This is a genomic window from Halorhabdus rudnickae (genome assembly GCF_900880625.1).
GTDB lineage: Archaea > Halobacteriota > Halobacteria > Halobacteriales > Haloarculaceae > Halorhabdus > Halorhabdus rudnickae.
Map to the genome: position 1 here is coordinate 86,764 of NZ_CAAHFB010000001.1, position 24,754 is coordinate 111,517.

Consider the following 24,754-nt stretch of genomic DNA (forward strand, 5'->3'; position numbering starts at 1 on the left):
CGTTTGCTCAGTGATCCTCGACCATCTCGGCGGCCAGACCCGTATACCCGGCCGGCGTGAGCGCTTCGAGTTCGTCTCGCACGTCGGAGCTGACGTCGAGATCCGCGAACAGCGTCCGAAAGTCCGCGAGGGTCACGTCCTGGCCGCGGGTCAGCGCTTTCACTTGCTCGTAGGCGTCGCCGTGGCCTTCCCGGCGGAGGATCGTCTGGACGGCTTCCCCGATGACTTCCGGGGTCGCTTCCAGGTCCTCACGCATCACCGCCTCGTTGGGGACGATCTTTCCGAGGCCGCTTTCGAGTTTCCGGTAACCGATGAGGCAGTGAGCGAGTGCGCTCCCGACGTTTCGCTTGACCGTCGAATCCGAGAGGTCCCGCTGGAGGCGCGAGTTCGTGACGTACCCCGCGAGGAACGCGAGATCGCTGTTGGCCTTCGAGAGGTTGCCCTCGCTGTTCTCGAAGTCGATGGGGTTGACCTTGTGGGGCATCGTCGAGGAACCGGTTTCGCCCGCCGCCGATTCCTGTCCGAGATACCGATCGGAGACGTACAGCCAGACGTCCAGGTCAAGATCCAGTAGAACGCGATTGGCTCCCTGGAGGGCGTCGAACAGCGCCGCGAGGTCGTCACACGGATTGACCTGCGTCGTCAGCGCCTCGTGTTCCAGCCCCAGCGAACCGACGAAGTTCTCGGCGAACGCCGGCCAGTCCACGTCGGGGTAGGCGACGTGGTGGGCGGCGTAGGTACCCGATGCGCCCGCGAGTTTCCCCGAGAGCGCGTCGGTGGCACGCTGGACCCGGCCGAGTGCGCGGCCGAGTCGTGAGGCGTAGACGGCCATCTCCTTGCCGAAGGTGGTCGGCGTGGCCGGCTGGCCGTGTGTCCGTGCCAGCATTGGTGTGTCCCGATACTCGCGGGCGAGATCTGAGAGGTCGTCTCGAACGTCCCGGAGCGCGGGCACGAGCACGTCCTCGACGGCGGGCTTGACTAACAGCCGGTGGGCGAGGTTGTTGACGTCCTCGCTGGTGAGGCCGAAGTGCAGCCACTGCTCTGCGTCGAGATCGGCGGGCTGGCGCTCCCGGAGGAAGTACTCGACGGCCTTGACGTCGTGGTTCGTCGCGTCGTATTTCTCGGTCCCCTCAGTCTCGATCTGCTTGACGAATGTGGCGTCATCGTCGTCGAAGTCCTCGTAAATCGCCCGGAGTGACTGGCGTTGGTCGTCGTCGATCTCCAGTGGCGTCACATCGAGATCTGCGAGTGCGAGCAGGTATTCGACTTCCACGCGGACGCGGGCACAGATTAGTGCCGATTCGCTGGCGTAGGACACCAGCGGTTCAGTGTAGCGTGCGTACCGGCCGTCCAGCGGCGAAACGGCCGAGAGCGGATCGCGGTCAGTCATGAGTGGGGGTCCGCACAGCGAGCGAAAAAGATTGCCGGTCCGAGGTTCCGATCGACAGGATTTAGGGTACCCACCGGGAACCTGCGCGTGCTGGTGGGGTGGCAGAGCGGCCCATTGCGCCGGTCTTGAAAACCGGTGGCGCAAGCCTCCTGGGTTCAAATCCCAGCCCCACCGCTTTGCTCCGAGCAATTCGCGAGGAGCAACGGGGACAACTGGCGATTTGAACTACGCGAGTCGCAGCGCGAACGGAGTGAGCGACCGTCTCGCCATCGAGTTCAAATCCCAGCCCCACCGTATTTTGACGCGAGTAGCGCAATCTTGCTATTCGATTGGAAACGCGATTTCCGACGTCGTTTCGCGAACGATCACAAACAGCTTTGTAGGGTGTAAACGAACATCACAATTGAAGATGTCATCCGAGACGTGTGCTGTCTGTGGCGGCCAGTTCCCCTTCGATAGCACCGTCCATTTGCTCGTGCATACGAACAGCGAGGAGGGGGCATTCGACTACTACGTCTGCCGGAGTTGTTACGAGGAGGAGCTCGCGCCGCTGGTCGCTTGAAATTTCGATCTGTTCACTCAACGGTCGTGGTACCACCACTCTCGGAAGGGTTATCCCCCGAGCGACGCTACGATTGTTTGCAATGGCAAACGGAACGGTGGATTTCTTCCACGACACTGGCGGTTACGGTTTCATCGAGACTGAGGACGAGGACGATGACGTTTTCTTCCACATGGAGGACGTTGGCGGCCCGGATCTCGAAGAGGGACAGGACATCGAGTTCGACATCGAACAGGCCCCCAAGGGCCCGCGCGCGACGAACGTCGTTCGCGCATAGATCATCCGAACACTGCCTCACGGCAGTGGTCTGGACGCAATGCTGATTCTTTCGAACTCGACGCTCGGAGCCGTTGCTTTCTGGATACTGACGTCACCGCTGAATGATTGGCCTCTACGACTACCTTCGTCGGCTGGTCCTGTGTGCTGTTGTGCCGGTCAACGGAATAGCGGCGGCTGGTGCAGACCCTTACTTCTCAACGTCGAAGTCTTCGAGTCGAGCCTGCAGCTTCTCGGCCTGTTCAGCGAGCGATTCGACGCTGGCCGTGACTTCGGTCATCGAGGAGGCTTGTTCTTCAGCACTCGCCGAGACAGATTCGGCTTCGTTGGCTGTCGTTTGACTGATTTCGGAGACGCTATCAGCCATCGCCACGACCTCTTCGGCACTGGCCGCCTGGTCGTCCATTGCCTCACTGATCCCCTGGACGCCGTCGTTGGTCGTTTCGATGTTCTCGACGACATCGACGAACGCATCGACCGTCTCTTGGACGGCAGCAGTCGTTTCCCTGACCTGCGTTTCCGCCGCCTGAATATTCTCGACAGTGCTTGAGGTTTGGTCTTGTACTTCCCGGACCAACTGTGCGACATCGTCGGCTGAGTCTTGCGTTTCCCCAGCTAGTTGCTTGACCTCTTCGGCGACGACAGCGAATCCCTCTCCGTCCCCCTCGCCATTTCCGGCGCGGGCGGCCTCGATGTTGGCGTTCAACGCGAGCATGTTGGTCTGCTCGGCAATGTCCGCGATGAGGTCGACGATCTCGTCGATTTCGGCCATCAGCGAATCGAGGCGTTCGACGTTGTCGACGGTCTCGACCATCGTCTCTTGAACGTCTTCCATGTCCTCGATTGCCTGCTGGGCGGTTCCCTCACCCTGGGAGGCAACGTCTGCAGTTTCCTGTGAGGTATTGGCGACGGTTTGTGCGGTAGATGCGACCTCTTCGATCGTCGCCGAGAGATTGTTCATTTCACTCGATATCTGTTCGAGCTGTTCACGCTGTTCGTCTGACCCGCTTGCGATCTCTTGGACGCTCTCACTGATCTGCTCGCTGGCTCGCTTTGCTTCTTGGGCTCCGATACTGGCTTGTTCGCTCCCGGCTGCGACTTCCTGGGAGAACGTCTGAATTTGGCTGATGGTTGATTCAATATCAGCTAGCATATCATTGACTGCCACAGCGATATCGTACATCGCGTCGTTGTCGATGTCGGTATCCAGTCGAGCAGTCAAGTCACCGTCGGCCGCCTGTTCAACTACAGTCCCGAACTGCTCAGCTTGGGCCTGCAGTTCTTCGGCCAGTTGCTCGGCCTCCTTGCGGGATTGTTCGGCGTCTTCCCGAGCAGTTTCAACGTCTTCAATGAATTGTTCGATATCTGTTCGCATCTGGTCGAGTGAATCCCCTAACCGACCAGGTACCGCTTCGTCGAGGACTGGCGCATCGAACTGCTGATCGGAGATCGCATCAGCTTGGTCGGCAACTGTTTCGAGATATGCTTTGATATCTCTGAACGCGGTTCGGACCTGCCCAACCTCGTCGATACGGCCGTTGTCGGTGATCGAGTTGTCAAGATCGCCGTTTGCCACTGCAGTCGCCTGTGTTGAGAGTTCTCTGAGCGAGCGCATCGGACCGCGACTAACCATCACACCTAACGCAAGAAGACCGAGTAGTGAGGCCACAATGAGCGCCGCCACATTGTTCCTGGCTTCACGCTCGGCCGTCAACGCGGTCGCTTTCGGCGCCCGTTTGATGACGACCCAATTCGAGTCTCCGCTGACAGATGTGAATGCGACCAGAGAGTCTGCCGTCGCGATCGTCCCCTCGTCGTTCGCCTTGATCGCGTTCAAAATCTCGGACCCACCGGGCCGATCGTATTGAGACAACACGGCTGCTTCGTCCCTGTCGAATAAGACATCACTCGTGGTACTACCGACGATTGTCGTCTCGGTGCCTTCGATCGTACTTTTGAACTTTTCAGCCCGCTCAGTTGTCTCGACGACCATCACTATCGCGTGATTCGAGTCCGGAACTGGCGAGAGCATCGCTATCGACGCACTGCCGGACGCCGATCGGTAGATCCAGGATTGTGTCACCTGCTGGGAATCGCTAAAGGAAAGCTCGCTGAACGCTGTGTTTTGCGGCCAGACAATCTCTGTATCTGATATTTGTTGCTGTTCGACATCCGATTGTGTGCTGACGGTGATTTCTCCCGTTTCGTAATTAAGATAGTGAAGGGCAGCGACCTCAGAGGGGAACTTGTCTAGTTTCGCGTTCAAGGTCTCTCGAACGACTGTCTCGCTCCCTGAAACTACACCCCAGTTTTCGGATACAGCTCTTGTCGTTCGCTGTTGAGTATTGATCCACTGTAAGGCGCTATCTGCCTCAAGTTGAGCGTTGCCGAGGAGGCTCTGTTCCTGTTGTTGTGTCACCTCTGCAGATACCCGCGTCTGGGCATAGACGCCGATTGACGCAACAACGATCAATATCAATAACGCCGAGACCGCGAACTTGCGCGTGTAACTCGTACGTAGTACCGTCGGAAGTTTCCGTTCGAAATCCATGTGTTTGTCCTCTGACCGGTGGTCTGTACTTCATTTTGCCCGCCGCGAACCAGCGTGTTTTCCTCGGGTTAGGATATTCAAAAACCACTCCCCCTAGTTATCGAATTCGAAAAGCGGGTACGATTATTCAGTATATATCCAACGGCAGTTGCCCCTGTTGCACTCCGTCGTGCTATACAGATCCGATCGTACTGTGTGCACATGTCGGCCTGCCCAACGACACAGTGGAACCATTTCATTGAGCGGGCAATTCAGTTGGCTTGAGGGCTGTCGCTCACGACTGTTTACAGCCCTCGAAATGACAGTACACACTCCACTAACACATTGCTTTGCTCTGTCTCAGAGATCGAGAGAATACGACGCCCTGGATGTTACTTGACGATGACAAATCATCTGTGGATTGGCTTATGACGGCTACGATGGAGTCGGCCGGATCAACTTATCCACGCCATGCGACGGATTGTTGCGACAGCAACGACTTACTCAAGGTCATCCCCAGAGGTTGGCTGCGAGGAGGTCTTCTCGCCCTGTATCGTAGCCGACGATACTGTCGAGTCGCCGACGACCACCCGATCGGGAATCTCTGGATCCGGCACCCGGCCCACGGTCAGCAACCGTTCTGTGAGTGTTAGATCCGTTCTCGCGGGGTCGGGCTTGTCCATCGTCTCGTACTCGACGGCTACACCCCCGTCCTCGGCGGCGATTCGGACGATGCTCAGACGGAACGTCGGGTGAAAGACCGGGGGAAGCAATCCCGCGATCACGGGCCGGCGATGGAAGCGTTTCAACCACGTTCCCGTGTTCACGATGGCCCGTTCGTCAACTGTCTCGACCGCCGGTCGGTGAGTGTGTCCGTAACAGAAGACGGCCGTCTCCGGCTGCGTCTCGAAGACGTCTCTCGCCGCAGCGACGTATGGCTCGCTCGGGTCGACAGTGAATTCTGTCTCGACGAGGCCGAATCGATCGATCGTACGCTTGAAGTCCTGGACGATAAACCGCAGTGGGATCCAGACCAAGACCAGTATCCCGACGATGGCCACGTTGATCGCCAGTATCGAGAACGCGAACGTCCCGGCGGATCCGAGTCGACCGAACGCCCCTTCGATGGCGTCAGTCGGCATCGACCAGACGCCGATCAGGTCGAGGCCGGCGCCGACCGCGACGAGCGCGCTCAGATTGAACAGTAGCAGGAACGGGACGGCGGCGTACCGCAGCAGGGGGTGCATCTCGTTGTAGAAGTACTTCGAGAGGAACCATACTGGGACCCGCTCGGTGGGCGTGACCGCCTGGATGTCCTTCAGCCAGTTGCGCCGCCCGCGGTCGGACACTTGGCCGGCCCGACTCGTCACGAGCGTGTTGTAGTGGTAGCCAAGCGGCTTCTCGTAGGGGTTGCCAAAGTCCGCAAAGCGGTTGTTCGGGTCACGCTGGTTGCCGTGCTCGAAGTGGATCACACGCTCGCCGACTGGACGAGTAATCGCCTGTTCCTGGACGAGGTCCACGTTGTACTGTGCGAACCGCGTTACATACTCGTCGTAGGCGGCGAGTTCGTGGTCGTGATTGCCCGGCAGCAGCGTAATCTGGATGTTTTCGCCGGTCGAACGGAACTGTTCGAACAGTTCCGGGTAGCGTGCGACCAGCGCGTCGAACTTCTCGACACCCTTGATCCCAGTGAACTCCCAGAGTCCGAACGCGTCGCCGTTGATAAGTAGCTCCGCGTTCTCGTCTGTTGTTTCGAGTCGTTCGAGAAACGCGAGCAGTTCATCCAGAAACTCGACGTGTTCCAGTTGCTCGTCGCCACCGATGTGGAGGTCGCTGATCGCGTAGTAAACCGTCTCGGCGTCACCCATTCGTCTGTTCGTGCGAGCCCAGACCCAAAACATCTCGGTCGGAAAACAGCCAGCTTGATCGACGAATTCGCCCGATCCGCAACTACTTTGCTGGCGGCCCGCGCCTCCCCGCACATGAAGCTCGCCGGCATGGCCTCGAACAGGGGGCGTAATCTGATGAACATCGACGATCGTGCGCCGGGTGGGGCGGAGTTCGCCGTCGTCCTGACCAACGACGGTGACGCGCCAGTCCTGGAGAAGGCTGCCGACCGCGAAATTCCAACCGAAGTCGTCGAACGCGGCGATGACGAATCTCGCGAGGCCCACGAGGAACGCGTCCTTGATACCCTCGCCGACTACGAGTTCGACCTCGTGGCGCTCGATGGTTACATGCGCATCCTGAATGAGACGTTTCTGGAGGCCACGCCGACGACGCTGAACGTCCACCCCGCACTGTTGCCGGCGTTCAAAGGCATGAGTCCCCACGAGGACGTTCTTGAGGCGGGCGTGAAGACGACGGGCTGTACGGTCCACGTCGTCGACGAGACGGTCGACGACGGGCCGATCGTCACCCAGGAACCCGTTCCCGTTCGGGAGGACGACACCGTCGAGGACCTCAAAGAGCGGGTCCTCCACGAGGGTGAATTCAAGGCGTATCCCCGTGTAATCGAATGGTTCGCCGAGAATCGCGTCGAGATCGATCGGGAATCCGGAACGGTTTCCGTCGAGGGCGATGACGGCGGCGCGTACCCCGCCCGACGGATCGACAGCGACGATCGCGTCCGCAAGCTCCGATACGGCGAGAACCCCCACCAGGCCGCCGCGCTGTACGCTGATCGGACCTGTGAGGAGGCCAGCGTCGTCCACGCCTCCCAGCTCAACGAGGGCGCGAAGGGGATGGGATACAACAACTACAACGACGCCGACGCGGCGCTCAATCTCGTCAAGGAATTCGACGAGCCTGCCTGTGCGGTCATCAAGCACACGAACCCGGCGGGCTGTGCGGTCGCCGACTCGATCAGTGAGGCCTACGCCGATGCCCTCTCGACCGATCCCAAGAGCGCCTTCGGCGGGATCGTCGCACTGAACCGCACCTGCGACGAAGCGACGGCCGAGCAGATCATCGACTCCTTCAAAGAGGTCGTCGTCGCGCCGGGCTACACCGACGACGCACTGGACGTGCTCTTCGAGAAGGAGAACCTCCGGGTCCTCGACGTAAGCGAGCAGTTCGATCCCACCGAGACGCTGACCGAGAAGCCGATCGTCGGCGGCCGACTCGTTCAGGATCGGGACCTGCAGGCGGTCACCGAGGACGATCTGGAGGTCGTCACCGAGCGCGAACCGACAGACGAACAGCTTGAGTCGATGCGCTTTGCCTGGCAGACCATCAAGCACGTCAAATCGAATGCGATCCTCTTCGCGAAGGGGACCGAGACGGTCGGCGTCGGCGCAGGCCAGGTCTCCCGTGTCGACGCCGTCGAGATCGCGAAAATGAAAGCTGAGGCTGACGCCGAAGGCAAGGACGCCGAGGGGGCCGTGATGGCCAGCGACGCGTTCTTCCCGTTCCCGGACGGTATCGACGCGGCCGACGAGGCCGGTATCGAGGCGGTCATCCAGCCCGGCGGAAGCGTCAACGACGAGGACGTGGTCGAGCGGGCCGACGAACTCGACATGGCGATGGTCTTCACCGGGTCGCGGGCGTTCCGACACGACTGAGTCACAATCCTCGCGCCGTCCGCTTTGGGACAGGACTGAGTCGTCGTCCTCACGCTGTCCGTTTCGAGACCCCAGCGAGGGAAGAGACGCTTCCTTTTTACGCACTCACGGAAAGCACGGACGAGAGACATGCGACGACACACGGTTGCCCTGATTGCCATCCTCGGGATGGTTGTTCTCGCGGGATGTAGCGGTGGGGCGACGACGACGGTTAAACCGGTCGACGGAGAGCAGGCCCAGTCAGATACTCTTGCGGCGATGGAGGCCGTCGAGTCCTATCACGTCACGTCGAACACGACGGTCGTGCAGTCGGTAACCAACCAGACACGGCGTCAGACGATCGATTCCGTGGGAGCGTTCGACCGGACGAACCAGCGGATGCAGATCAACCGGACAGTCTCGGTGAGCGGGATGTCCCAGCAAGCGAGTGTGTACCTTCTGAACGGCTCGATTTACGAGTACAATCCCGCTTACACCAGCCAGTATGGTTCGGAGTGGGTGACCACCGAGGTTGGAGACGCGTTTTTCGAGCAGCAGGACACGCTCACCCGCCAGCGGGGGTTCCTGGCGAACGCCTCGGTAACGACGAACGGGACTGAAACCGTCAACGGGACCGAAATGCGCGTCCTCGAGGCCGATGTCGACGAGGCGGCGACGAGCCAGGTGATCATGGCCCGCCTCGGTGGCGCCTCGGGCGTCGAGTACAACGTAACGAACGTCGATCAGCGCCTCTGGGTCGATCCTGAGACCGACCGCCCTGCTCGGAGTACGGTCTCGATGAACGCGACGGTCACGCAGATGGGGCAGACGGTCGATCTGACGATGGACCTCGAACTGGCGTTCGCATACGACCGTGACGTCTCCGTTACGCTTCCTGAGGAGGCCGACTCGGCGGTCTCACTCGATAACGAGACCAGTTCGTAGCACCACGGTGGAGACTTCCTCCGAGCTCCGCGGACCGACTCGGCTTAGCCGGGTTTATTTCGATCGATCCCGTTGAGAGAGACATGACGACTCGTGTACATCTAGCTCTCCTCCTCGCGACCGTCTTACTTGCCGGGTGTGTCGGGGGCGGAACGACGACGCCGACGGCGACCGAAACCGTCGACGATGACCCGCCCGGGGCGAACGAGTTGCGGGCCGACACGCTGGCGGCGATGGGGAACGTCTCTGCCTACACCGCCGACCAGAACGCGACGATCGTCCAGCATCTCGAAGACGGTGATCTGACAACCACAGTCGACGTCGCGTATGCACTAAATCGGACCAGCCGATCGCTGGTCTCCCATCGGACGCAAGCACGGTCCGGTCAGCAGGTCGCCATCGATCGGTACGTCCTCGATCAGACGCTCTACCAGCGTAGCGAACAGTTCCAGGCGGAGTACGGTTCCGAGTGGATCGAACGCGACGTCACAGAGAGCTTCGCGCGCCACTGGGCCCTCTACGATCAGCTCCGACTCCACGAGTTCTTCCTCGATAACGCCTCGCTGTCCGGCGTCGAGACGACCACCCTCGACGGAGATGCGATCTACGTCTTGGACGCCGAGGTGGATCGTGCCGAACTGAACAGGGGATTGCGGGACGCCCTTGACCTGCCGCCCGGCGTCGAGGCCAACACGACTCTTCGGGCGACATTCTGGATCGATTCCGAGACGTACCGACCGGTCCGAATACAGCGGTCGGCCGCCGGTACCCAGACAATCGACGGACAGTCCGTCGACGTCGATCGAGAAATTGCGACTCGCCTCTCCTATGGGAACGTCTCGGTCTCGCTCCCCGAGAGCGCGGAGGACGCCAGCATCGTCGGCGGGGGTGAGTGATCGATCGGTCGAAAGGTGCGGGTACACGACCGAGAGAACGGGAGACAACTGACTCCGATAGGCTAAAGCGCGCCGACCTGATGCCAACAACCATGCGCTATCACGAGGCCGCAAACTTTCTTTTCGACCTCCGTCGGTTCTCGCCACGTCCTGGCACCGAGGCGACGCGGGAGTTGCTCGGGTATGTAGACGACCCACAGGAATCACTCACTGCGGTCCAGATCGCTGGCTCTAACGGCAAGGGAAGCACTGCACGGATGCTCGAGACGGTGCTTCGGGAGGCGGGACTGGACGTCGGGATCTACACCTCACCGCATCTTGATGACGTTCGTGAGCGTGCCCGGGTCAACGGACGAAAACTGTCGAAGGCGGCGCTCGTCGAGTTCGTCGAGCGGATCGAACCGTACGTCACCGAGAACGCGGCGGCGGGCGACGCGCCGACGTTCTTCGAGACGCTGACGGCCATGGCGCTGTGGGAGTTCGGCCGCCGCGAGGTCGACGTCGCGATCCTGGAGGTCGGCATCGGCGGTCGTCACGACGCCACGAGCGTGGTCGATCCCGTCGCCAGCGCGGTCACGAGCATCACCCTCGAACACACGGACTTCCTCGGCGAGACGATCGAAGAGATCGCGAGCGACAAAGCTGCGGTCGCCCCCGCGAAAGCGCCGCTGGTGACGGCCGCGACCGGTGACGCACTGGCCGCCATCCGCGGCGAGGCCGGTGAGGTCTGCCGGGTTGGAACTGACGACGACGCCGCGGTCACGGTCGGCGCCGCCGGGCGGGACGGCCTGGAACAACTCGTCACGCTGTCCGGGACGGACTGGGCATTCGAGGCGCGGCTCCCGCTGCTGGGCGCCCATCAGGCGCGAAACGCTGGCGTCGCGGCGGCACTCGCCCGACAGGTCGCTGATGTGGACGACACCGACCTCGAAGGCGGCCTCCGACGGGCTACCTGGCCGGGACGGTTCGAAGTCCTCGACCGCGAACCACTGGTCGTCCTGGACGGCGCACACAACCCCGGGGGCTGCGAGCAGGTCGATGAGACGCTCTCGACGTTCGAGTACGACGATCTGCACCTCGTCGTCGGCGCGATGTGCGACAAGGACCACCGCGGCATGGCGGCGGCGCTGCCCGAACCTGATACTGTTATCACTACCCGTCCGGATGTCGGCCGGGCGGAGGACGCGGGCGTCCTCGCCCGGGCGTTCGTGATCGAGACCGACGCTGACGTCGAGACCCGTTCGACGGTGGCCGATGCGCTGGATCTGGCACTCGAGTCTGCCGGCCCGAATGACGCCGTCCTCGTCGTGGGTTCGCTGTACGCCGTCAGGGAGGCGCGCTCGCGCTGGACGCGACCGAAGATCCCGAAGCGCGTCGAGTCACTCCCGGAAGCCCAGGCAGTTCTCGAAGACGCTCACGTCACCGACACGGACGCCTGGGAGACCCGAACTCAGGGAGTCCATCGCGTCTTGAAGACGCGCCTCCAGCCGCGCGAAGCTCGGACGCTCGAAGATGCGCTCCGTTCGGTAGGCGGGGAGTGTGCGGTCTCGGCCGTCGACGATAGCGACCGCGAACGCGTCGACATTGTACTCATGGGTACCCACGCGCAGTTCGAACGCGTCGTCGGACGACTCGACGACCGCGCCGACGTCGGATCGTCGCTGGCCGCGGAACTCCGCGAGGCGCTCTCGGTCGACACCGTCCCAAACGACCACGGTCTCCCTTGGGAGGACGGCACAGCCGTGATGGGGATCCTCAACGTCACGCCCGACAGTTTCCACGACGGCGGCGAGTACGACGCCCTGGCGGATGCACTCGACCGCGCAGAAGAGATGATCGAGGCAGGCGTCGACATCGTCGACGTGGGGGGCGAGAGCACCCGGCCCGGTGCCGATCCGGTGTCCGTCGAGACCGAGCGCGAGCGCGTGGTTCCGGTGATCGAGCGCCTCGCCGACCGGGACGTGACTGTCTCGGTCGACACGCGGAAAGTCGACGTCGCGGAAGCGGCCCTGGAAGCCGGCGCGGACATCCTCAACGACGTCTCCGGACTCGAAGATCCCGGCATGGCTCATCTCGCTGCCGAGCACGATGCGTCGATCGTCGTCATGCATAGTATCGACACCCCCGTCGATCCCGACCACGAGGTTCATTACGACGACATCGTCGAGGACGTCCTTGCGGAACTCACCGAACGCGTCCTACTGGCCGAGAAGGCCGGCCTCGACCGCTCGCGGATCCTCGTCGATCCCGGGATGGGCTTCGGGAAGAGCGCCGCGGAGAACTTCGAACTGCTCGATCGCCTCGAGGAACTCCGCGGGCTGGGTTGCCCGGTCCTGATCGGACACTCTCATAAGTCGATGTTCGGGCTGATCGGCCGCGAGGCCGGCGAGCGCTACGAGCCAACGATCGCAGCTACCGCCCTGGCGGCCGATCGCGGCGCCGACGTGATCCGCGTCCACGACGCGGCAGCCAACGTCGCGGCCGTCCACGTCGCACGCACGGCCGCCGATCCGGATAGCTCCGGAAAATGACCGTCGAAAACGATGTGAACGGGTGCGAGTGACGCACGAACGATGTGACGACTCACTCTATCGTCGTGTGCTCTGACTCCTCGTTCAGCGCGAGGTTCGTCGCGATCTCGGCGTTTCTGACCGCGTACTGGGCCGTCTCCTGAAGGGCGACCAGGACGTCCCTGACCGCCAGCAGGTCGCTATTCGGCATCTCATCGAGGCCCGCCAACAGTTCGTCCTCGAGGTCGTCGATCTCCCGAAAGCGCGCACGGACGTCGTTGGCGATCTCGAAGTCGCGTTCGACGACGGCTCTGACGGCAAGTGCGGTGAGTTCGTCGACCTGTTCGGTCAGGTCTCTGATCCGCTCCATGGTTTCGGTGTCCACGTTGAGTCGATGTCCGTCCGTCTCCAGGGCGATATCTGCAATGTCCTCGGCGTTGTCGGCGGTCAACTCAAGGTTTTTCGCGACTGACCGATACCCGACCAGGGGAAACCCATCCTCCAGTCCCACGGCGTGGGCGAGGTTGGGGTTCTGATAGGCGGTAAAGATCAGCCGCAACAGCAGGACGAAGATCTTGTTGGCCTGCCGTTCGCGGTTCAACGCCCGCTGGGCGAGATCGGGGTTGCCGTGTGCCAGTGCCTTGATCGCCTCGGTCCGCATCGTACTTCCTGTACTCTCTAGGCGTTCGAGCAAGTTTTCGAGGCTGAAATCCGCCGGATCGACCGAACACCGGATAGCGATCCGATTTGGCGTCTCTTCGATGACACCCAGCCCCATCAGCTGCGTCTCGGCGTTGTAGACGGCGTTGATGTGCGAACTCGGCAGCGTCTCGTCGTCGTCGACCTCGACATGGATCACTCGCCGACCGAGGACGTACTGGGCGACGATGGCTCGCTCGACGGAATCCGCATCGAGGGTCGAGACGTGGATCGTCGCCTCTGACTCCCCCGAGTCGACGGACTCGGGAAAGACAGTCAACATGCCCTTGCCGCCGATTCGCAGGGAGACTTCGTCACCTTTCTCGACGCCGTTCTCGCTCGTCCAGTCGGCCGGGAGCGTCATCGCCAGGGTCGATGGACCGAGCTGCTGGACCTTCCGCGTATCCATACACACTGTATGTGACCAGTCGTCCTTAAGTCTATCAATATATGGGGGTATGCCTAGATTGCCAAAAGAAATATCCTAGGCGTTAGACGACTCGGACGAGCCGGCTTTCGACGCGCCCGACTCGAACGCGGTGCCAGCCGCGTAGTCGTTCCTCAAGGGCGCGGTCACCGGTGTCTACCCTGAGGACGCCGATCCCGTCGAGTTTCCGGCGCGAGGCGACGATCCGGATGTCGGACTGTCGGAGGACATCGGGTGAGAGTTGCTGATTGCCGCGACCGAGGACGAACCCCTGGCCGCCGATCGGTGAGACGATCACGACGTTGTCTGTCCCGAGGTTCGCGAGAATCTCGGATTCGCTGCCGTCTTCGATCAGGACCTCTCCGTCCCGCCAAACGTCGACGCCCAGCGGCGATCCCTCGAACCCGAGCCGTGATTCGATCGCGCCGACGGTACTCCCCGGCCCGAACACGTAGGTCGTTCCGGGATCGACTTCGGCCGCGACGCCCGCCGCGAGCGTCTCCACCGTCCCGCCGACTCGCTGCTTGGGGGACTGCCGTCGCCGATCGGCCGGTGTCGTCGCCGTCGAGCGCAATTCCGTCGAGACCACCCCCTCTCGGAAGGCGTTCTCGTCGAGATCGAGGACGTCTCCGGGTTCGGTCTCCTCGAAGGTGGCAACGATCTCCGCGGCGGCCGTCGGATCGACGGCGAAGACGCCCGAGTAGACTTTCACGCCCGCCGGGACGCCGAGCATCGGTATCTCGCTCCCGAGCGCCTCAAGCGTCTCCGCGACGTCGACAGCAGTACCGTCGCCCCCGACGAACACCACCACGTCGACATCCGCGGCGACCAGCGCGGCGACGGCACGTCGGGTGTCCGCCGCCGTCGTCTCGCCGATCGTCGCCGCCGGTCCTGCGGCCGGTTCGGCGACGACCGTGGGATCGAACCCAGCCTCGCGGGCGGCGTCGGCTCCCATGACCCCTGGCACCGTCACCAGTGTCACATCGCCGTGGGGTGCCAGTGCGTCGAGCGTCTGTTGCGCTCTGTCGGGCGCCCGCGGTTTCGCTCCGCGTTCGCGGGCCTCGGCGACCTTACCGTCGGTCCCTTTCAGCCCGACGCGCCCGCCCATGCCGGCGATCGGGTTGAGCAGGAAGCCGACCCGTCGCATACGCCCCCCTAGGTCCTGATCCGGCAAAAGCACGGGGATCGTCCCCGGTCGCGCGGGTCTCCGGGAGCGATCACCCGAGAGCGGAGCGACATCGGAACGGAGTCATTCCGGACGGTGGTGCCAGGGGGCGCTGTCGAAGTCGACGTGGCGCTCGGTCCGGTCGATGGCGTCGATGGCCGCGACGTCTTCCCCGTCGAGTTCGAGATCGAGGCTCTCGAAGTTGTCCCGGATGTGGGCCTCGCTCGTGGCCTTTGGGATCGGATAGGCACCCTTCTGGCGGACCCACGCCAGGCTGACCTGGGCCGCGCTGACGCCGTGTTTCTCGGCGATCTCCATGATCTCGGGCACGTCGAAGATATCTCCGCGGGCGAGCGGGGAGTACGCGACGACGTGATGATCGTGTTCATCGGCGTACGCGCGCAGTCGCTCCTGGGGGAGCAGCGGGTGCAGCTCGATCTGGTTGGCGAACAGCGGCGCGTCAAGGACGTCCAGAGCGCGATCGAGGTTGTACGGTTCGAAGTTCGAGACGCCAACGTGTTCGATCGCCCCGCGCTCGCGGAGTTCGTCGAACGCCGGCAGCGTCTCCTCGGGATCGTACTCGCCGGTCGGCCAGTGGACGTACAGCAGATCGAGGGACTCGACGCCGAGGCGCTCGCGGCTCTTGTCTGCGGCGTCGAGGACGTCTTCGTAAGCGACGCCCGTCGCGGACGGATGGACCTTCGTCGCAAGGAAGATCTCTTCACGATCGACGTCGGCCCGGGCGATCCCCTCGCCGACGGCGTCCTCGTTGCCGTAGAACTCCGCGGTGTCGACGTGCCGATAGCCCATCTCCAGGGCGGTCCGGACGCTCTGGGCACACTGTTCGGGGTCCTCGTTCTGCCAGGTTCCGAGGCCGATTTCGGGTAGCGCCGTCATGTGCGATCACAGGTGTGGCACTCGTATGGGTGTTACCATCCACGGCGAAAAATCACGTCAGGCCTTTCGAACGGGTCCGTGGCGGGATCGGTCAGGTCTTATGATTTCTGCGCGACCGGTCCCGTTCGTCCACTGCGAGTTTACTCTTCGTCGTCTTCGTCGTCTACTTCTTCGAAGTCGGCGTCGACGTACTCCTCGTCGTCGGCACCACCCGCCGCGCCCGGGCCGGCACCGGCCGCGCCGCCAGCGGGACCACCGCCCATACCGCCCATGCCGCCGGCACCGGCCGCGCCGCCAGCCCCGGCGCCCGCACCGGCTGCGCCTTCGGCGGCTTGCTCTTGGTACATCTGCTTGCCGATCTCCTGGAGCGCCTCGGTCAGGTCCTCCGTGGCGCTCTCGTAGTCTTCCTTCGTGGCGTCGTCGCCCTCGAGAGTCTCCTCGACGGCCTCGATCTTGCCCTCGATGTCCGTCCGGAGGTCGTCGTCGACGGCTTCTTCGTTCTCTTCCAGCAGCGTCTCGGCCCGCTGGATGGCACTTTCGGCCTCGTTGCGGGCCTCGATGCGCTCGCGACGCTTCTGGTCTTCCTCGGCGTGTTGTTCGGCCTCTTCTTGCATCTCATCGATCTCCTCGTCCGAGAGGCCGACGCCGCCCTCGATGGTGATCTCCTCGGAGTTACCGGAGCCCTGGTCTTCCGCGGAGACGTTGACGATACCGTTCTCGTCGATCGAGAAGGTCACCTCGATCTGGGGTGTTCCAGCGGGCGCCGGCGGGATCCCGGATAGCATGAACGCGCCAAGCAGTTCGTTCTCCTCGGCGATCTCACGTTCGCCCTGGAAGACGCGGATCTGTACCGATGTCTGGTTGGCCGCCGCCGTGGTGAAAATCTTCGACTCCTCTGTCGGGATGGTGGTGTTTTTCTCGATGAGCCGCTCGAAGAGACCGCCCTTGACCTCGACACCGAGGCTCAGGGGCGTCACGTCCAGCAGGACGATATCGTCGACATCTCCAGAGAGGACACCGCCCTGGATCGCCGCGCCCAACCCGACTGCCTCGTCGGGATTGACGTTCTTCTTCGGTTCCTTGCCCGTGAGTTCCTCGACTTTCTCCTGAACCTGGGGCATCCGGGTCGACCCACCGACCAGCAGCACCTCGTCGATGTCCGATTTCGCGTATCCGGCGTCATTGAGGGCCTGCTCGGTCGGCTCGACGGTGCGCTCGATCAAGTCCTCGGTCAGACTCTCGAAGGTCGCCCGCGTGAGGTCCGTCTCCAGATGGACGGGGCCGTCGTCGGTCGACGTGATAAAGGGGAGGTTGATCTCCGTCTCCTTGCGCGAGGAGAGTTCGACCTTGGCCTCCTCGGCAGCGTCCTTGAGTCGTTGGAGGGCCTGGCGGTCCTCACGGAGATCGATCCCGTGTTCGTTCTCGAAGTCCTCGGCCAGCCAGTCGATGACGGCCCGGTCCCAGTCGTCCCCACCGAGGTCGTTATCGCCGTTGGTGGCGACGACCTCGTAGACGCCGCCACCCAGGTCCAGAATCGAGACGTCGAACGTCCCGCCGCCCAGGTCATAGACTAGCACTGTCTGGTCGGATTCATCGTCTAATCCGTAGGCCATCGAGGCCGCCGTCGGCTCGTTGATGATGCGCTCGACGTCGAAGCCGGCGATCTCGCCGGCGTCTTTCGTTGCCTGGCGCTGGCGGTCGTTGAAGTACGCCGGTACCGTGATGACGGCCTTCTCGACGTCGTCGCCGAGGTACTCCTCGGCGTCACGTTTGATCTTCTGGAGGATCATCGCCGAGACCTGCTCGGGCGTGTACTCCTCGCCGTCCAGCTCGACGGTGTAGTCGTCCTCGCCCATATGGCGCTTGATCGACTGGATCGTCTCCTCGGGGTTCTTGACGGCCTGGTTTTTCGCCGGTTTGCCGACGAGTTGCTCGCCGTCGTCGAACGCGACGACCGACGGGGTCGTGCGGTCGCCCTCGCTGTTGACGATGATCTCCGGATCGCCACCCTCCATCACTGCGAACGCGCTGTTGGTCGTCCCCAGGTCGATTCCGAGAATCTTGTTGCTCGCCATCTTGGCCACATCTACCGGCTTGTCCCGGTTAAACATTACTAGACAGGCCGAACCACGCTCCGGAGTTGCCCCGCTTACGTCTGGCGATTAGGGTCAGCGGGGCCGTTTACAGTCGAGGGTTTTATACAGAAGTGCCGACCCACCCCTGTCCGGACCCGTCGGGTTGGCGGACTGTGTCCGTTCCGTATTTGTCGTCTTAGCTGTCGGTTTCGTTCTCGTCGTTCGAGCCGTCACTGACGGCCACCTGCGCCGGACGGAGTACTTTCTCGCCCATCTCGTAGCCTGGCCGGTGGACGTCTGCGATCGTGCCTTCGGGGTAGTCGGCCTCGATCTGGGCCAGCACCTCGTGACCTTCTGGGTCGACCTCGTCACCGGGTTCCGGCTCGATCGGGGCAACGTTCTCTCGGTCGAGTTCCCGTTCGAACTGCCGGAACGTCGACTCGACGCCGTCCCGGAGGTCCGCGGGGTCGTCCTGTTCGAGAGCGCGCTGTAAGTTGTCTCGAACGTCGAGAAGACGCTCGACGAGGTCTTCCGTGGCACGTCGTTTCTCCTCTTCGCGTTTGCGTTCCATCCGCTTTTTGTAGTTCTGGAAGTCCGCCTGCTTGCGTTTGAGACGGGAATTGAGGTCCTCGATCTCCGCCTCGTGCTCCGCGACGGTCTCCTCCAGTTCGTCGATCTCGGCCCGAAGCGTCTCGATCTCGAGTTCGCGGGCGGCGATCTCGTCGGCGAGTTCCGCGTCGTCGGTCTCCTGTACCTCCTCCAGCAGCTCCTCACGAAGGGAGGCGACGCTCTCGGAATCGGATTCGGGCGTTTCTGCCGAGCCGTCGGACGCACCGTCGGCGTCAGTCGCCCCCTCGTCGGTCCGCTCGACGCTCCCGTCGTCCTGCTCGGTCTCAGTCATGGTCGATACGTGCCCGTCGGCGGATAAAAGGGTTGAGAAACCCGTCCCCTCCGGACGCGGCATCGCTTCAGGTGAAACCTTTAGCATACCGACCGACCAAGCTGCGGTAGTGGTCGTCCTCACCTACGAATCCGGAACCATCCGTGTCGAGGGGGATCCCCCGGAGTCGATCACGTCGATGGACGGGGTCCACTTCGATGCGCGTTCTGAAACCTGGCGAGTGCCGGGCCATCGCTACGCTGCCCTGCGGCAGACGATCGCAGACCGCGGGCTCGAGGTCGAGGATCGCGTCCTTTCGGCGCCGTCGATCGACGTGACTTCGACCTATCGTCTCCGGGAGTATCAGCGGACGGCCCTCGACGCCTGGCGTGACGCCGACGAGTACGGTGTCCTCGAACTGCCGACCGGCAGCGGCAAGACCGTGATCGGGATCGCTGCGATCGAGGCCCTGGGGACGGCGGCGCTGATCGTCGTCCCGACGATCGACCTGCTTGAGCAGTGGCGCGAGGAACTCGGGACGGAGTTCGACGTGCCGATCGGTCAGTTGGGCGGTGGCGAGCAGCGCTTGGAGGCGATCACCGTCACGACGTACGACTCTGCGTACCTCCGGGCCGACGAGATCGGCGACCGGTTCGGGCTGGTGATTTTCGACGAAGTTCACCACCTCGGCGGGGAAGGATATCGAGATATCGCTCGCTTGTCGGCCGCCCCCGCTCGCCTCGGGCTGACGGCCACTTTCGAACGGCCGGACGGAGCCCACGAGGTGATCGCCGAGTTGATCGGCGGGCCAGTCTATCGACTCGACCCGGCGGACCTCGCTGGCGAACACCTCGCCCCCTACGACGTCAAGCGGATCGAGGTCGAGCTGACCGACGCTGAACGCGAAACCTACGAGGAAAACCAGGAGACGTTCACCGACTACCTCGCGAGTTCGGATCTGCAGTTGACTTCCGGTTCGGACTACCGGAAGCTCGTGATGCGTTCGGGGTCGGATCCACGCGCCCGCGAGGCCCTGCTGGCGAAAGAACGCGCCCGGACGGTCGTCCGGACGGCCGACCGGAAGGTCGATGTCCTCGCCGACCTTCTCGATCGTCACGCGGACGATCGGGTCATCGTCTTCGCCGCCACGACCGACTTCGTCTACGAAGTATCCGAGCGATTCCTCCGACCGGCGATCACTCACGAGACGGGTACCCGCGAGCGCCGCGAAATCCTCGAGAACTTTCGGTCTGGCACGTACTCGACGGTCCTCACGGCGAACGTGCTAGACGAAGGTGTAGACGTGCCGGCGGCCAACGTCGCAATCGTCCTCGCCGGGAGCGCGAGCCAGCGGGAGTTCACCCAGCGGCTCGGACGGATCCTTCGGCCGACCGACGAGGACGCCCGGGCGCTGCTGTACGAGGTCGTCGCAGCTGAGACAGCCGAGGAGCGTGTCGCCCGACGACGTCGTTCGGCGAATGGGGTGTGACCGCCGATGGCATATCCCGGCGACACCTGTCCGTCGCTTTTTCGGTCACCGGACGAGAACACCACATCGTGCTGAGAAAAGACCTGCTGCGGGTCTCTCGGGCTGGCGGCGACTATCAGCCCCAGTTCGTCGACGGGGACCATCGCGACCTCGCTGCCCGGACGATCGGCGTCTTCCAGGGCCACGTCGGCGAACACCGCCGCACCCTCGAGGCGGCACTGTCCGACCTAGAGCGGGCGGCACCGGACTTCAAACTCGTCCGCGGGTTCGCGTCGCTGCTCGAACGGGATGCGACCTTCGAGACGCGGGCGCCACTCCGGCCCGAGCGTGCTCGGCGTGCGGCCTTCGGCGCTGCCGAGACGGTAGGGGTCGTCACGGCCGAGGACCGTCAGCGGGCGCTCGAACGGGCCGGCGATCAACTCGGCGCGGACGCCACGGCCGTCTCGGCATCGTTGTACGCCGACCGGGAGGCCGAACAGGTCCTGACGGCGTTCGATCCACGCTGGACACCGGCGGAATTGCTCGAACAGTATGACCTCTCGCTGGCCCAGACGGCGCTGTTCGACGCCACTGAAGTTCGCGTCCGGTCGAGTGATCCCCGGACATTGGTCTCGGTAGTCAAGCGGCTCGGATTGCTCTATGAAGTCACCAAAGTCGACGGCGAATGGGAATTGCACGTCACGGGACCGGACGCGCTGTTCGCATCTACCCGGCGGTACGGAACCCGCTTCGCCCGCCTGCTTCGGAGCGTGGCGACGACCGGGCAGTGGCACCTCGCGGCGACGATCGACGACGACGGCACTGAACGGCGGCTGGAACTGTCCGACGCTGATCTGACGGTCCCGGGTGTCGAACCCGTCACGGACCCGAGTTACGACAGCGAGGTCGAGGCCGACTTCGCGACCCGGTTTGCGTCGCTGTCGCTCCCCTGGGAACTCACGCGCGAGCCGGAACCGCTGGAAGCCGGTGCGAGCGTCGCTATCCCCGATTTCGCTCTCGACTACCGCCACGGCGACTTCCGGGTCTACTTCGAGATCATGGGCTTTTGGACGCCCGAGTACGTCCGGAAGAAACTCGCACAGTTCGACGCGATCGAGGACGTGGAGTTGCTCGTCGCCTTCGACGAAAGCCTGGGCGTCGGTGAAGAGATCGAGGCGCGCGATCACCGGGCGATCCCGTACTCCGGGCGGGTCAGAGTCAAGGCCGTCCGGGCGGCGCTCAGGCAATACGAGGCCGAGCTAGTCAACGAAGCGGCGGCCACGCTGCCCGCCGAACTCGAACCCGACGCGGATGTGATCACGCTCGCGTCGCTGGCCGCCGAGCACGGCGTCAGCGAGAGCGCCATCGAACAGGTGGCGTTCCCCGCCCACGAGCGGGTCGGGCGCACGCTCGTCCGCCCTCGCGTGCTGGATGCGCTGGGAGATGCGATCGAGGCCGGGATGGACCTCGACGATGCGGAAGGGGTCCTCGAGGAGTACGGGATCGACGACGCTAGTGCCGTGCTCTCGCGGCTGGGATACCGCGTCGAGTGGGAGGGGCTGGGCGGCGGGACACTCCAAATGACAGAGTGAGACGCCGTCTGAGTTCTCGGAGTGACTTACAGCGCCGATGGGTTATTCGACGCTGTGGTACGGTTATCCGGAGAACGGAACCCACGACTCGGCGACACCAATCCGCAAAATTAAATTGCTTACAGTCGAGTTGATCTATCTAGATGACAGAAAAGACGTGGTTCGACAGTACGTTCGACGAACATTTGCTCCTCCGGGACATGGTGCTTGTCGTTGTTCTGGTCTTCGGGTTCGGCATTCCGATGGGGGCCTTCCTGGAGTTTGGCTTCCGCTGGGGTATCGCATCCGGCGTCGTCTTCGCAGCGCTGTTTCTTGCTGTCATGGAAAGCCTCGCCCGGCGGAACGGCGAGTCAATGTTCCGGTACTTCCTGGGCGGCGACCCACTGGCCAAGGAATAGTTCAAGGGGCTCTCGAAGCCGAATCGGCTGTTTCTGTTGACGAAGGCCGCTTCGTTCACGGAGGCGGAAATCACTATTCATCAGCCAGTGGATCCGGCGTGTTGGAACACCTGTCTCGATCGGGCTCAACTTCGGAGCTCACGTCGCCGCCCCTTGGGCACTTGCGAGCGGAGTTCGTCGTAGACGTACAGCCCGACGCCGAGCGGTTCCCGTTCGCCGGCGAGGTCGTGCGTGACGATCAGGTAGCCCCAGTCGCCGTCCCACTCGGGCTCTTGGTCCTCGCCGGCGAGGAACGTCCGGGCTTGCTCGCGAGAGAGGTGGATCACGTTCTTCTCGGCGTGACCGCCAAAGCGCTGGACGGCCTCCAGGGTCGGCTTCCAGTGTTCCTGTCGCGTCCGCAGGAACGCCATCCCGAGCGCTTCGATCTCGACGGGCGACGGGAGATCTCCCTGGAATGCCCAGATCTTCCCCGAGCCACGCTCCCAGAAGGAGTGCTCGTCGAACGTCTCCGGCGGGACACCGAACCGCTCCGCCCAGAAATCGAGGACTGCCTCCCGAGTCGGCCGTCCCGGGACCTCGCGTTGGCTCTCGGTCGCCGGCAGTCGATCGAACCGTCCGCTATCGTTTTCGGGAGCGCCCGCACCGCCCCCCTGCGTGTCGTCTCCGCTATCCCTGCCGTTCCCGTCCGGGTCGGTCATCCAGTCACCTCCAGTTTCGCGACGAAGAACCCGCCCGTATCGTTGAAATGCGGATAGATCCGCCGGGCTTTCCGGACACTCGGGTCGTAGGATTCACCCTCCCACTCGGTGACGCCGGGACGAGACTCCAGGGGCAGATCAACGTCGAGAAGCCGGCAGGGGAGTCCATCCAGGGCGTCGTCTAAGACGGCCTCGTTCTCCTCGGGGGCGAACGTACACGTCGAATAGACGATCGTCCCGCCCTCGCAGGTTACCTCTACTGCCCGCCGGAGGATCCCCTTCTGGACGCCGGCGACTCCCTGCACGTGCTCGAACGTCCACTGTTCGAGGGCATCGGGGTTCTTCCGGATCGTCCCCTCACACGAGCAGGGGACGTCCACCAGCACCCGGTCGTAGGGCTCGCCGTCGAACGGTTTCAGCGAGTGGTTGCGGGCGTCCTCGTTCGTGACAGCGACGTTCGTCACCCCCAGGCGCTCGGCGTTCGACCGGAGCGCCGAGAGCCGACCCAGATTGTTGTCCGTGGCGACGAGCAGGCCCTCGTCGTCCATCAGCGCGGCGAGTTGGGTCGTCTTGCTGCCCGGCGCAGCAGCGGCGTCCCAGACACGCTCGCCGGATCGAGGATCGAGCACGCGCGCCGGCAGCGCCGAGACTTCCTCTTGGCCGTGGAGCCAGCCCTGTACGTACGGCCAGTTCGAGCCGGGATCGCCCGCCGGGAGTTCGAACAACCCCTCGTGCCAGTCTGTGGGTTCGTAGGCGATTTCCTCGTCATCGAGCGCGTCCCGTGCCCGCTCGACGGTCGTCTTCAGCGTATTCACCCTGACGACCGAGGGGAGCGGCCGCTCACAGGCCGCCCGGAATGCCTCGAAGTCCTCGACGATCGGCTCGTAACGCCGCAGTACGTCCATCGACTGGGCTTGGCCGGCCCCGGGCTTGTCGGTTTCGAACGGCAGGTGGTAGCTCCCGGCAACACCAGCCGTCCCCGCACGTTTTTGTCCTCCGGACAATCACGTTGACGTATGGCACACGTTGCCGTCCACGAGGAGCTCGCTCTCGAGGAACCGGTGTTGATCGAGGGCTTTCCCGGTATCGGCCTCGTCGGGAAGATCGCCGTCGATCACGTCGTCTCGGAGCTCGAGATGACCCACTACGCGACCTGTCACTGTGAGGGGCTGCCGGAAGTCGCGGTCTACCACGAGGGCGAGGCCGCTATTACCGGCGCAGTCAGGATCTACGCAGACGAACAGCGGGACCTGCTTGCACTCCAGAGTGACGTACCGGTCTCGCCGCGGGCGGCCGGCGAGTTCGCAAGCTGTGTCAGTGGTTGGCTCGAAGAGGAAGGGGCCCTTCCCGTCTACCTCAGCGGGATCCCGGCTGATCCTGACGGGGAACGAGTGCTGTACGGCGTCGCGACGGGTGAAGCAGAGTCGCTTCTCGGAGCCCATGACATCGATCCGCCGGCCGAACGCGGCGCGATCAGCGGCCCGACCGGCGCGCTCATGTACGAGGCCAGTCGCCGTGATCTGGACTGTCTGGGACTTATCGTCGAGGCGGCCTCGCAGTTCCCTGATCCCGCCGCCGCGAAAGTCCTCCTCGATGAGGGAATCAAGAAGTTCGCCCGGATAGATGTCGGGACTGACACGCTTCTCGAACAGGCCGAGGAAATCCGGACGGCCCGGAAGCAACTCGCCAGACAGATGCAACAGGCACAGGAGGAGAGTTCCCGGGCAGAACCCGTCGGGATGTACCAATAAGTCTGACAGACCATCTCTCTCCGACGGTCGGCACGATGTGAGCGGCCCGGCAC

The 24,754-nt window shown here is 63.2% G+C and carries 20 protein-coding genes and 1 tRNA gene; 11 read left to right on the forward strand and 10 right to left on the reverse strand.

Going from position 1 to position 24,754, the window contains the following annotated elements; all coding sequences use genetic code 11:
• Window positions 1–7: 7 nt before the first annotated feature.
• Window positions 8–1,390, reverse strand: a complete 1,383-nt coding sequence (purB, locus tag BN2694_RS00435) for an adenylosuccinate lyase (protein ID WP_135661561.1) — start codon at window positions 1,388–1,390, stop codon at window positions 8–10.
• A 92-nt stretch (window positions 1,391–1,482) separates the two neighbouring features.
• Here purB and BN2694_RS00440 point away from each other — a divergent pair.
• The 3 genes from BN2694_RS00440 (at window position 1,483) to BN2694_RS00445 (ending at window position 2,229) form a co-directional block, all read left to right on the forward strand.
• Window positions 1,483–1,564, forward strand: a tRNA-Ser gene (locus BN2694_RS00440).
• A 235-nt stretch (window positions 1,565–1,799) separates the two neighbouring features.
• Window positions 1,800–1,952, forward strand: a complete 153-nt coding sequence (locus BN2694_RS16895) for a hypothetical protein (protein ID WP_167879924.1) — start codon at window positions 1,800–1,802, stop codon at window positions 1,950–1,952.
• Window positions 1,953–2,034: 82 nt separating this feature from the next.
• Window positions 2,035–2,229 (forward strand): cold-shock protein, encoded by a 195-nt coding sequence (locus tag BN2694_RS00445; protein ID WP_135661562.1) that lies wholly within the window; start codon window positions 2,035–2,037, stop codon window positions 2,227–2,229.
• A gap of 189 nt (window positions 2,230–2,418) precedes the next feature.
• Here BN2694_RS00445 and BN2694_RS00450 read toward each other — a convergent pair whose 3' ends face one another.
• A complete protein-coding gene (locus BN2694_RS00450; RefSeq protein ID WP_167879925.1) occupies window positions 2,419–4,647 on the reverse strand; it encodes a methyl-accepting chemotaxis protein in 2,229 nt (742 codons plus the stop codon).
• Window positions 4,648–5,258: 611 nt separating this feature from the next.
• Complete coding sequence (locus BN2694_RS00455) at window positions 5,259–6,626, reverse strand: metallophosphoesterase (RefSeq protein ID WP_135661564.1); 1,368 nt, start codon at window positions 6,624–6,626, stop codon at window positions 5,259–5,261.
• Window positions 6,627–6,740: 114 nt separating this feature from the next.
• Between BN2694_RS00455 and purH the strand changes: the two genes are divergently transcribed.
• The 4 genes from purH to folP all read left to right on the forward strand — a co-directional run bounded on the left by purH (window position 6,741) and on the right by folP (window position 12,672).
• Entirely contained in the window at window positions 6,741–8,321 is a 1,581-nt protein-coding gene (gene purH / locus BN2694_RS00460) for a bifunctional phosphoribosylaminoimidazolecarboxamide formyltransferase/IMP cyclohydrolase (RefSeq protein ID WP_135661565.1), read from the forward strand.
• A 129-nt stretch (window positions 8,322–8,450) separates the two neighbouring features.
• A complete protein-coding gene (locus BN2694_RS00465; protein WP_135661566.1) occupies window positions 8,451–9,245 on the forward strand; it encodes a DUF7537 family lipoprotein in 795 nt (264 codons plus the stop codon).
• A gap of 83 nt (window positions 9,246–9,328) precedes the next feature.
• The gene (locus tag BN2694_RS00470; protein ID WP_135661567.1) at window positions 9,329–10,141 is read left to right on the forward strand and encodes a hypothetical protein; all 813 of its coding nucleotides are present in this window, start codon (window positions 9,329–9,331) and stop codon (window positions 10,139–10,141) included.
• A gap of 92 nt (window positions 10,142–10,233) precedes the next feature.
• The gene (folP, locus tag BN2694_RS00475; RefSeq protein WP_135665349.1) at window positions 10,234–12,672 is read left to right on the forward strand and encodes a dihydropteroate synthase; all 2,439 of its coding nucleotides are present in this window, start codon (window positions 10,234–10,236) and stop codon (window positions 12,670–12,672) included.
• A gap of 52 nt (window positions 12,673–12,724) precedes the next feature.
• Here the strand turns inward: folP and BN2694_RS00480 are convergent, their stop codons facing one another.
• The 5 genes from BN2694_RS00480 to grpE all read right to left on the reverse strand — a co-directional run bounded on the left by BN2694_RS00480 (window position 12,725) and on the right by grpE (window position 18,815).
• Complete coding sequence (locus BN2694_RS00480; protein WP_135661568.1) at window positions 12,725–13,759, reverse strand: phosphate uptake regulator PhoU; 1,035 nt, start codon at window positions 13,757–13,759, stop codon at window positions 12,725–12,727.
• An 82-nt stretch (window positions 13,760–13,841) separates the two neighbouring features.
• On the reverse strand, window positions 13,842–14,924 hold the full coding sequence (locus tag BN2694_RS00485; protein WP_135661569.1) for an ATP-NAD kinase family protein: 1,083 nt from the start codon (window positions 14,922–14,924) through the stop codon (window positions 13,842–13,844).
• Window positions 14,925–15,026: 102 nt separating this feature from the next.
• Window positions 15,027–15,839, reverse strand: coding sequence for an aldo/keto reductase (locus BN2694_RS00490; RefSeq protein ID WP_135661570.1), 813 nt, complete (start codon window positions 15,837–15,839; stop codon window positions 15,027–15,029).
• Between the two features lie 140 nt (window positions 15,840–15,979).
• Window positions 15,980–17,914 carry a molecular chaperone DnaK gene (dnaK, locus tag BN2694_RS00495; RefSeq protein WP_135661571.1) on the reverse strand — a complete coding sequence of 645 codons (1,935 nt, stop codon included), beginning with the start codon at window positions 17,912–17,914 and terminating at the stop codon, window positions 15,980–15,982.
• 196 nt (window positions 17,915–18,110) lie between these two features.
• Window positions 18,111–18,815, reverse strand: a complete 705-nt coding sequence (gene grpE, locus BN2694_RS00500; protein ID WP_135661572.1) for a nucleotide exchange factor GrpE — start codon at window positions 18,813–18,815, stop codon at window positions 18,111–18,113.
• 109 nt (window positions 18,816–18,924) lie between these two features.
• On the opposite strand from grpE, the gene BN2694_RS00505 reads away from it, so the two are divergent.
• The 3 genes from BN2694_RS00505 (at window position 18,925) to BN2694_RS00515 (ending at window position 22,252) form a co-directional block, all read left to right on the forward strand.
• Window positions 18,925–20,283 carry a DEAD/DEAH box helicase family protein gene (locus BN2694_RS00505; RefSeq protein ID WP_244605319.1) on the forward strand — a complete coding sequence of 453 codons (1,359 nt, stop codon included), beginning with the start codon at window positions 18,925–18,927 and terminating at the stop codon, window positions 20,281–20,283.
• A gap of 68 nt (window positions 20,284–20,351) precedes the next feature.
• The gene (locus BN2694_RS00510) at window positions 20,352–21,854 is read left to right on the forward strand and encodes a DUF790 family protein (protein ID WP_135661574.1); all 1,503 of its coding nucleotides are present in this window, start codon (window positions 20,352–20,354) and stop codon (window positions 21,852–21,854) included.
• Window positions 21,855–21,997: 143 nt separating this feature from the next.
• Window positions 21,998–22,252, forward strand: coding sequence for a hypothetical protein (locus tag BN2694_RS00515; protein WP_135661575.1), 255 nt, complete (start codon window positions 21,998–22,000; stop codon window positions 22,250–22,252).
• A 125-nt stretch (window positions 22,253–22,377) separates the two neighbouring features.
• Here BN2694_RS00515 and BN2694_RS00520 read toward each other — a convergent pair whose 3' ends face one another.
• Both BN2694_RS00520 and BN2694_RS00525 read right to left on the reverse strand, forming a co-directional pair.
• The gene (locus BN2694_RS00520; protein WP_135661576.1) at window positions 22,378–22,950 is read right to left on the reverse strand and encodes a DUF7122 family protein; all 573 of its coding nucleotides are present in this window, start codon (window positions 22,948–22,950) and stop codon (window positions 22,378–22,380) included.
• The gene (locus BN2694_RS00525) at window positions 22,947–23,855 is read right to left on the reverse strand and encodes an RsmB/NOP family class I SAM-dependent RNA methyltransferase (protein ID WP_135661577.1); all 909 of its coding nucleotides are present in this window, start codon (window positions 23,853–23,855) and stop codon (window positions 22,947–22,949) included. Before BN2694_RS00525 ends, BN2694_RS00520 begins: the two co-directional genes overlap by 4 nt.
• Window positions 23,856–23,966: 111 nt before the next feature.
• On the opposite strand from BN2694_RS00525, the gene BN2694_RS00530 reads away from it, so the two are divergent.
• A complete protein-coding gene (locus BN2694_RS00530; protein ID WP_135661578.1) occupies window positions 23,967–24,701 on the forward strand; it encodes a proteasome assembly chaperone family protein in 735 nt (244 codons plus the stop codon).
• Window positions 24,702–24,754 lie beyond the last annotated feature (53 nt).

Excerpts from the sequence above, each read along its gene's own strand:
- BN2694_RS16895 (WP_167879924.1), top strand. The coding sequence starts at position 1,800 with ATGTCATCCGAGACGTGTGCTGTCTGTGGCGGCCAGTTCCCCTTCGAT.
- BN2694_RS00490 (WP_135661570.1), bottom strand. The coding sequence starts at position 15,839 with ATGACGGCGCTACCCGAAATCGGCCTCGGAACCTGGCAGAACGAGGAC.
- purH (WP_135661565.1), top strand. The coding sequence starts at position 6,741 with ATGAAGCTCGCCGGCATGGCCTCGAACAGGGGGCGTAATCTGATGAAC.
- BN2694_RS00485 (WP_135661569.1), bottom strand. The coding sequence starts at position 14,924 with ATGCGACGGGTCGGCTTCCTGCTCAACCCGATCGCCGGCATGGGCGGG.
- BN2694_RS00445 (WP_135661562.1), top strand. The coding sequence starts at position 2,035 with ATGGCAAACGGAACGGTGGATTTCTTCCACGACACTGGCGGTTACGGT.
- dnaK (WP_135661571.1), bottom strand. The coding sequence starts at position 17,914 with ATGGCGAGCAACAAGATTCTCGGAATCGACCTGGGGACGACCAACAGC.
- purB (WP_135661561.1), bottom strand. The coding sequence starts at position 1,390 with ATGACTGACCGCGATCCGCTCTCGGCCGTTTCGCCGCTGGACGGCCGG.
- BN2694_RS00520 (WP_135661576.1), bottom strand. The coding sequence starts at position 22,950 with ATGACCGACCCGGACGGGAACGGCAGGGATAGCGGAGACGACACGCAG.
- BN2694_RS00480 (WP_135661568.1), bottom strand. The coding sequence starts at position 13,759 with ATGGATACGCGGAAGGTCCAGCAGCTCGGTCCATCGACCCTGGCGATG.
- BN2694_RS00465 (WP_135661566.1), top strand. The coding sequence starts at position 8,451 with ATGCGACGACACACGGTTGCCCTGATTGCCATCCTCGGGATGGTTGTT.
- BN2694_RS00470 (WP_135661567.1), top strand. The coding sequence starts at position 9,329 with ATGACGACTCGTGTACATCTAGCTCTCCTCCTCGCGACCGTCTTACTT.
- grpE (WP_135661572.1), bottom strand. The coding sequence starts at position 18,815 with ATGACTGAGACCGAGCAGGACGACGGGAGCGTCGAGCGGACCGACGAG.
- BN2694_RS00530 (WP_135661578.1), top strand. The coding sequence starts at position 23,967 with ATGGCACACGTTGCCGTCCACGAGGAGCTCGCTCTCGAGGAACCGGTG.
- BN2694_RS00515 (WP_135661575.1), top strand. The coding sequence starts at position 21,998 with ATGACAGAAAAGACGTGGTTCGACAGTACGTTCGACGAACATTTGCTC.
- folP (WP_135665349.1), top strand. The coding sequence starts at position 10,234 with ATGCGCTATCACGAGGCCGCAAACTTTCTTTTCGACCTCCGTCGGTTC.
- BN2694_RS00525 (WP_135661577.1), bottom strand. The coding sequence starts at position 23,855 with ATGGACGTACTGCGGCGTTACGAGCCGATCGTCGAGGACTTCGAGGCA.
- BN2694_RS00455 (WP_135661564.1), bottom strand. The coding sequence starts at position 6,626 with ATGGGTGACGCCGAGACGGTTTACTACGCGATCAGCGACCTCCACATC.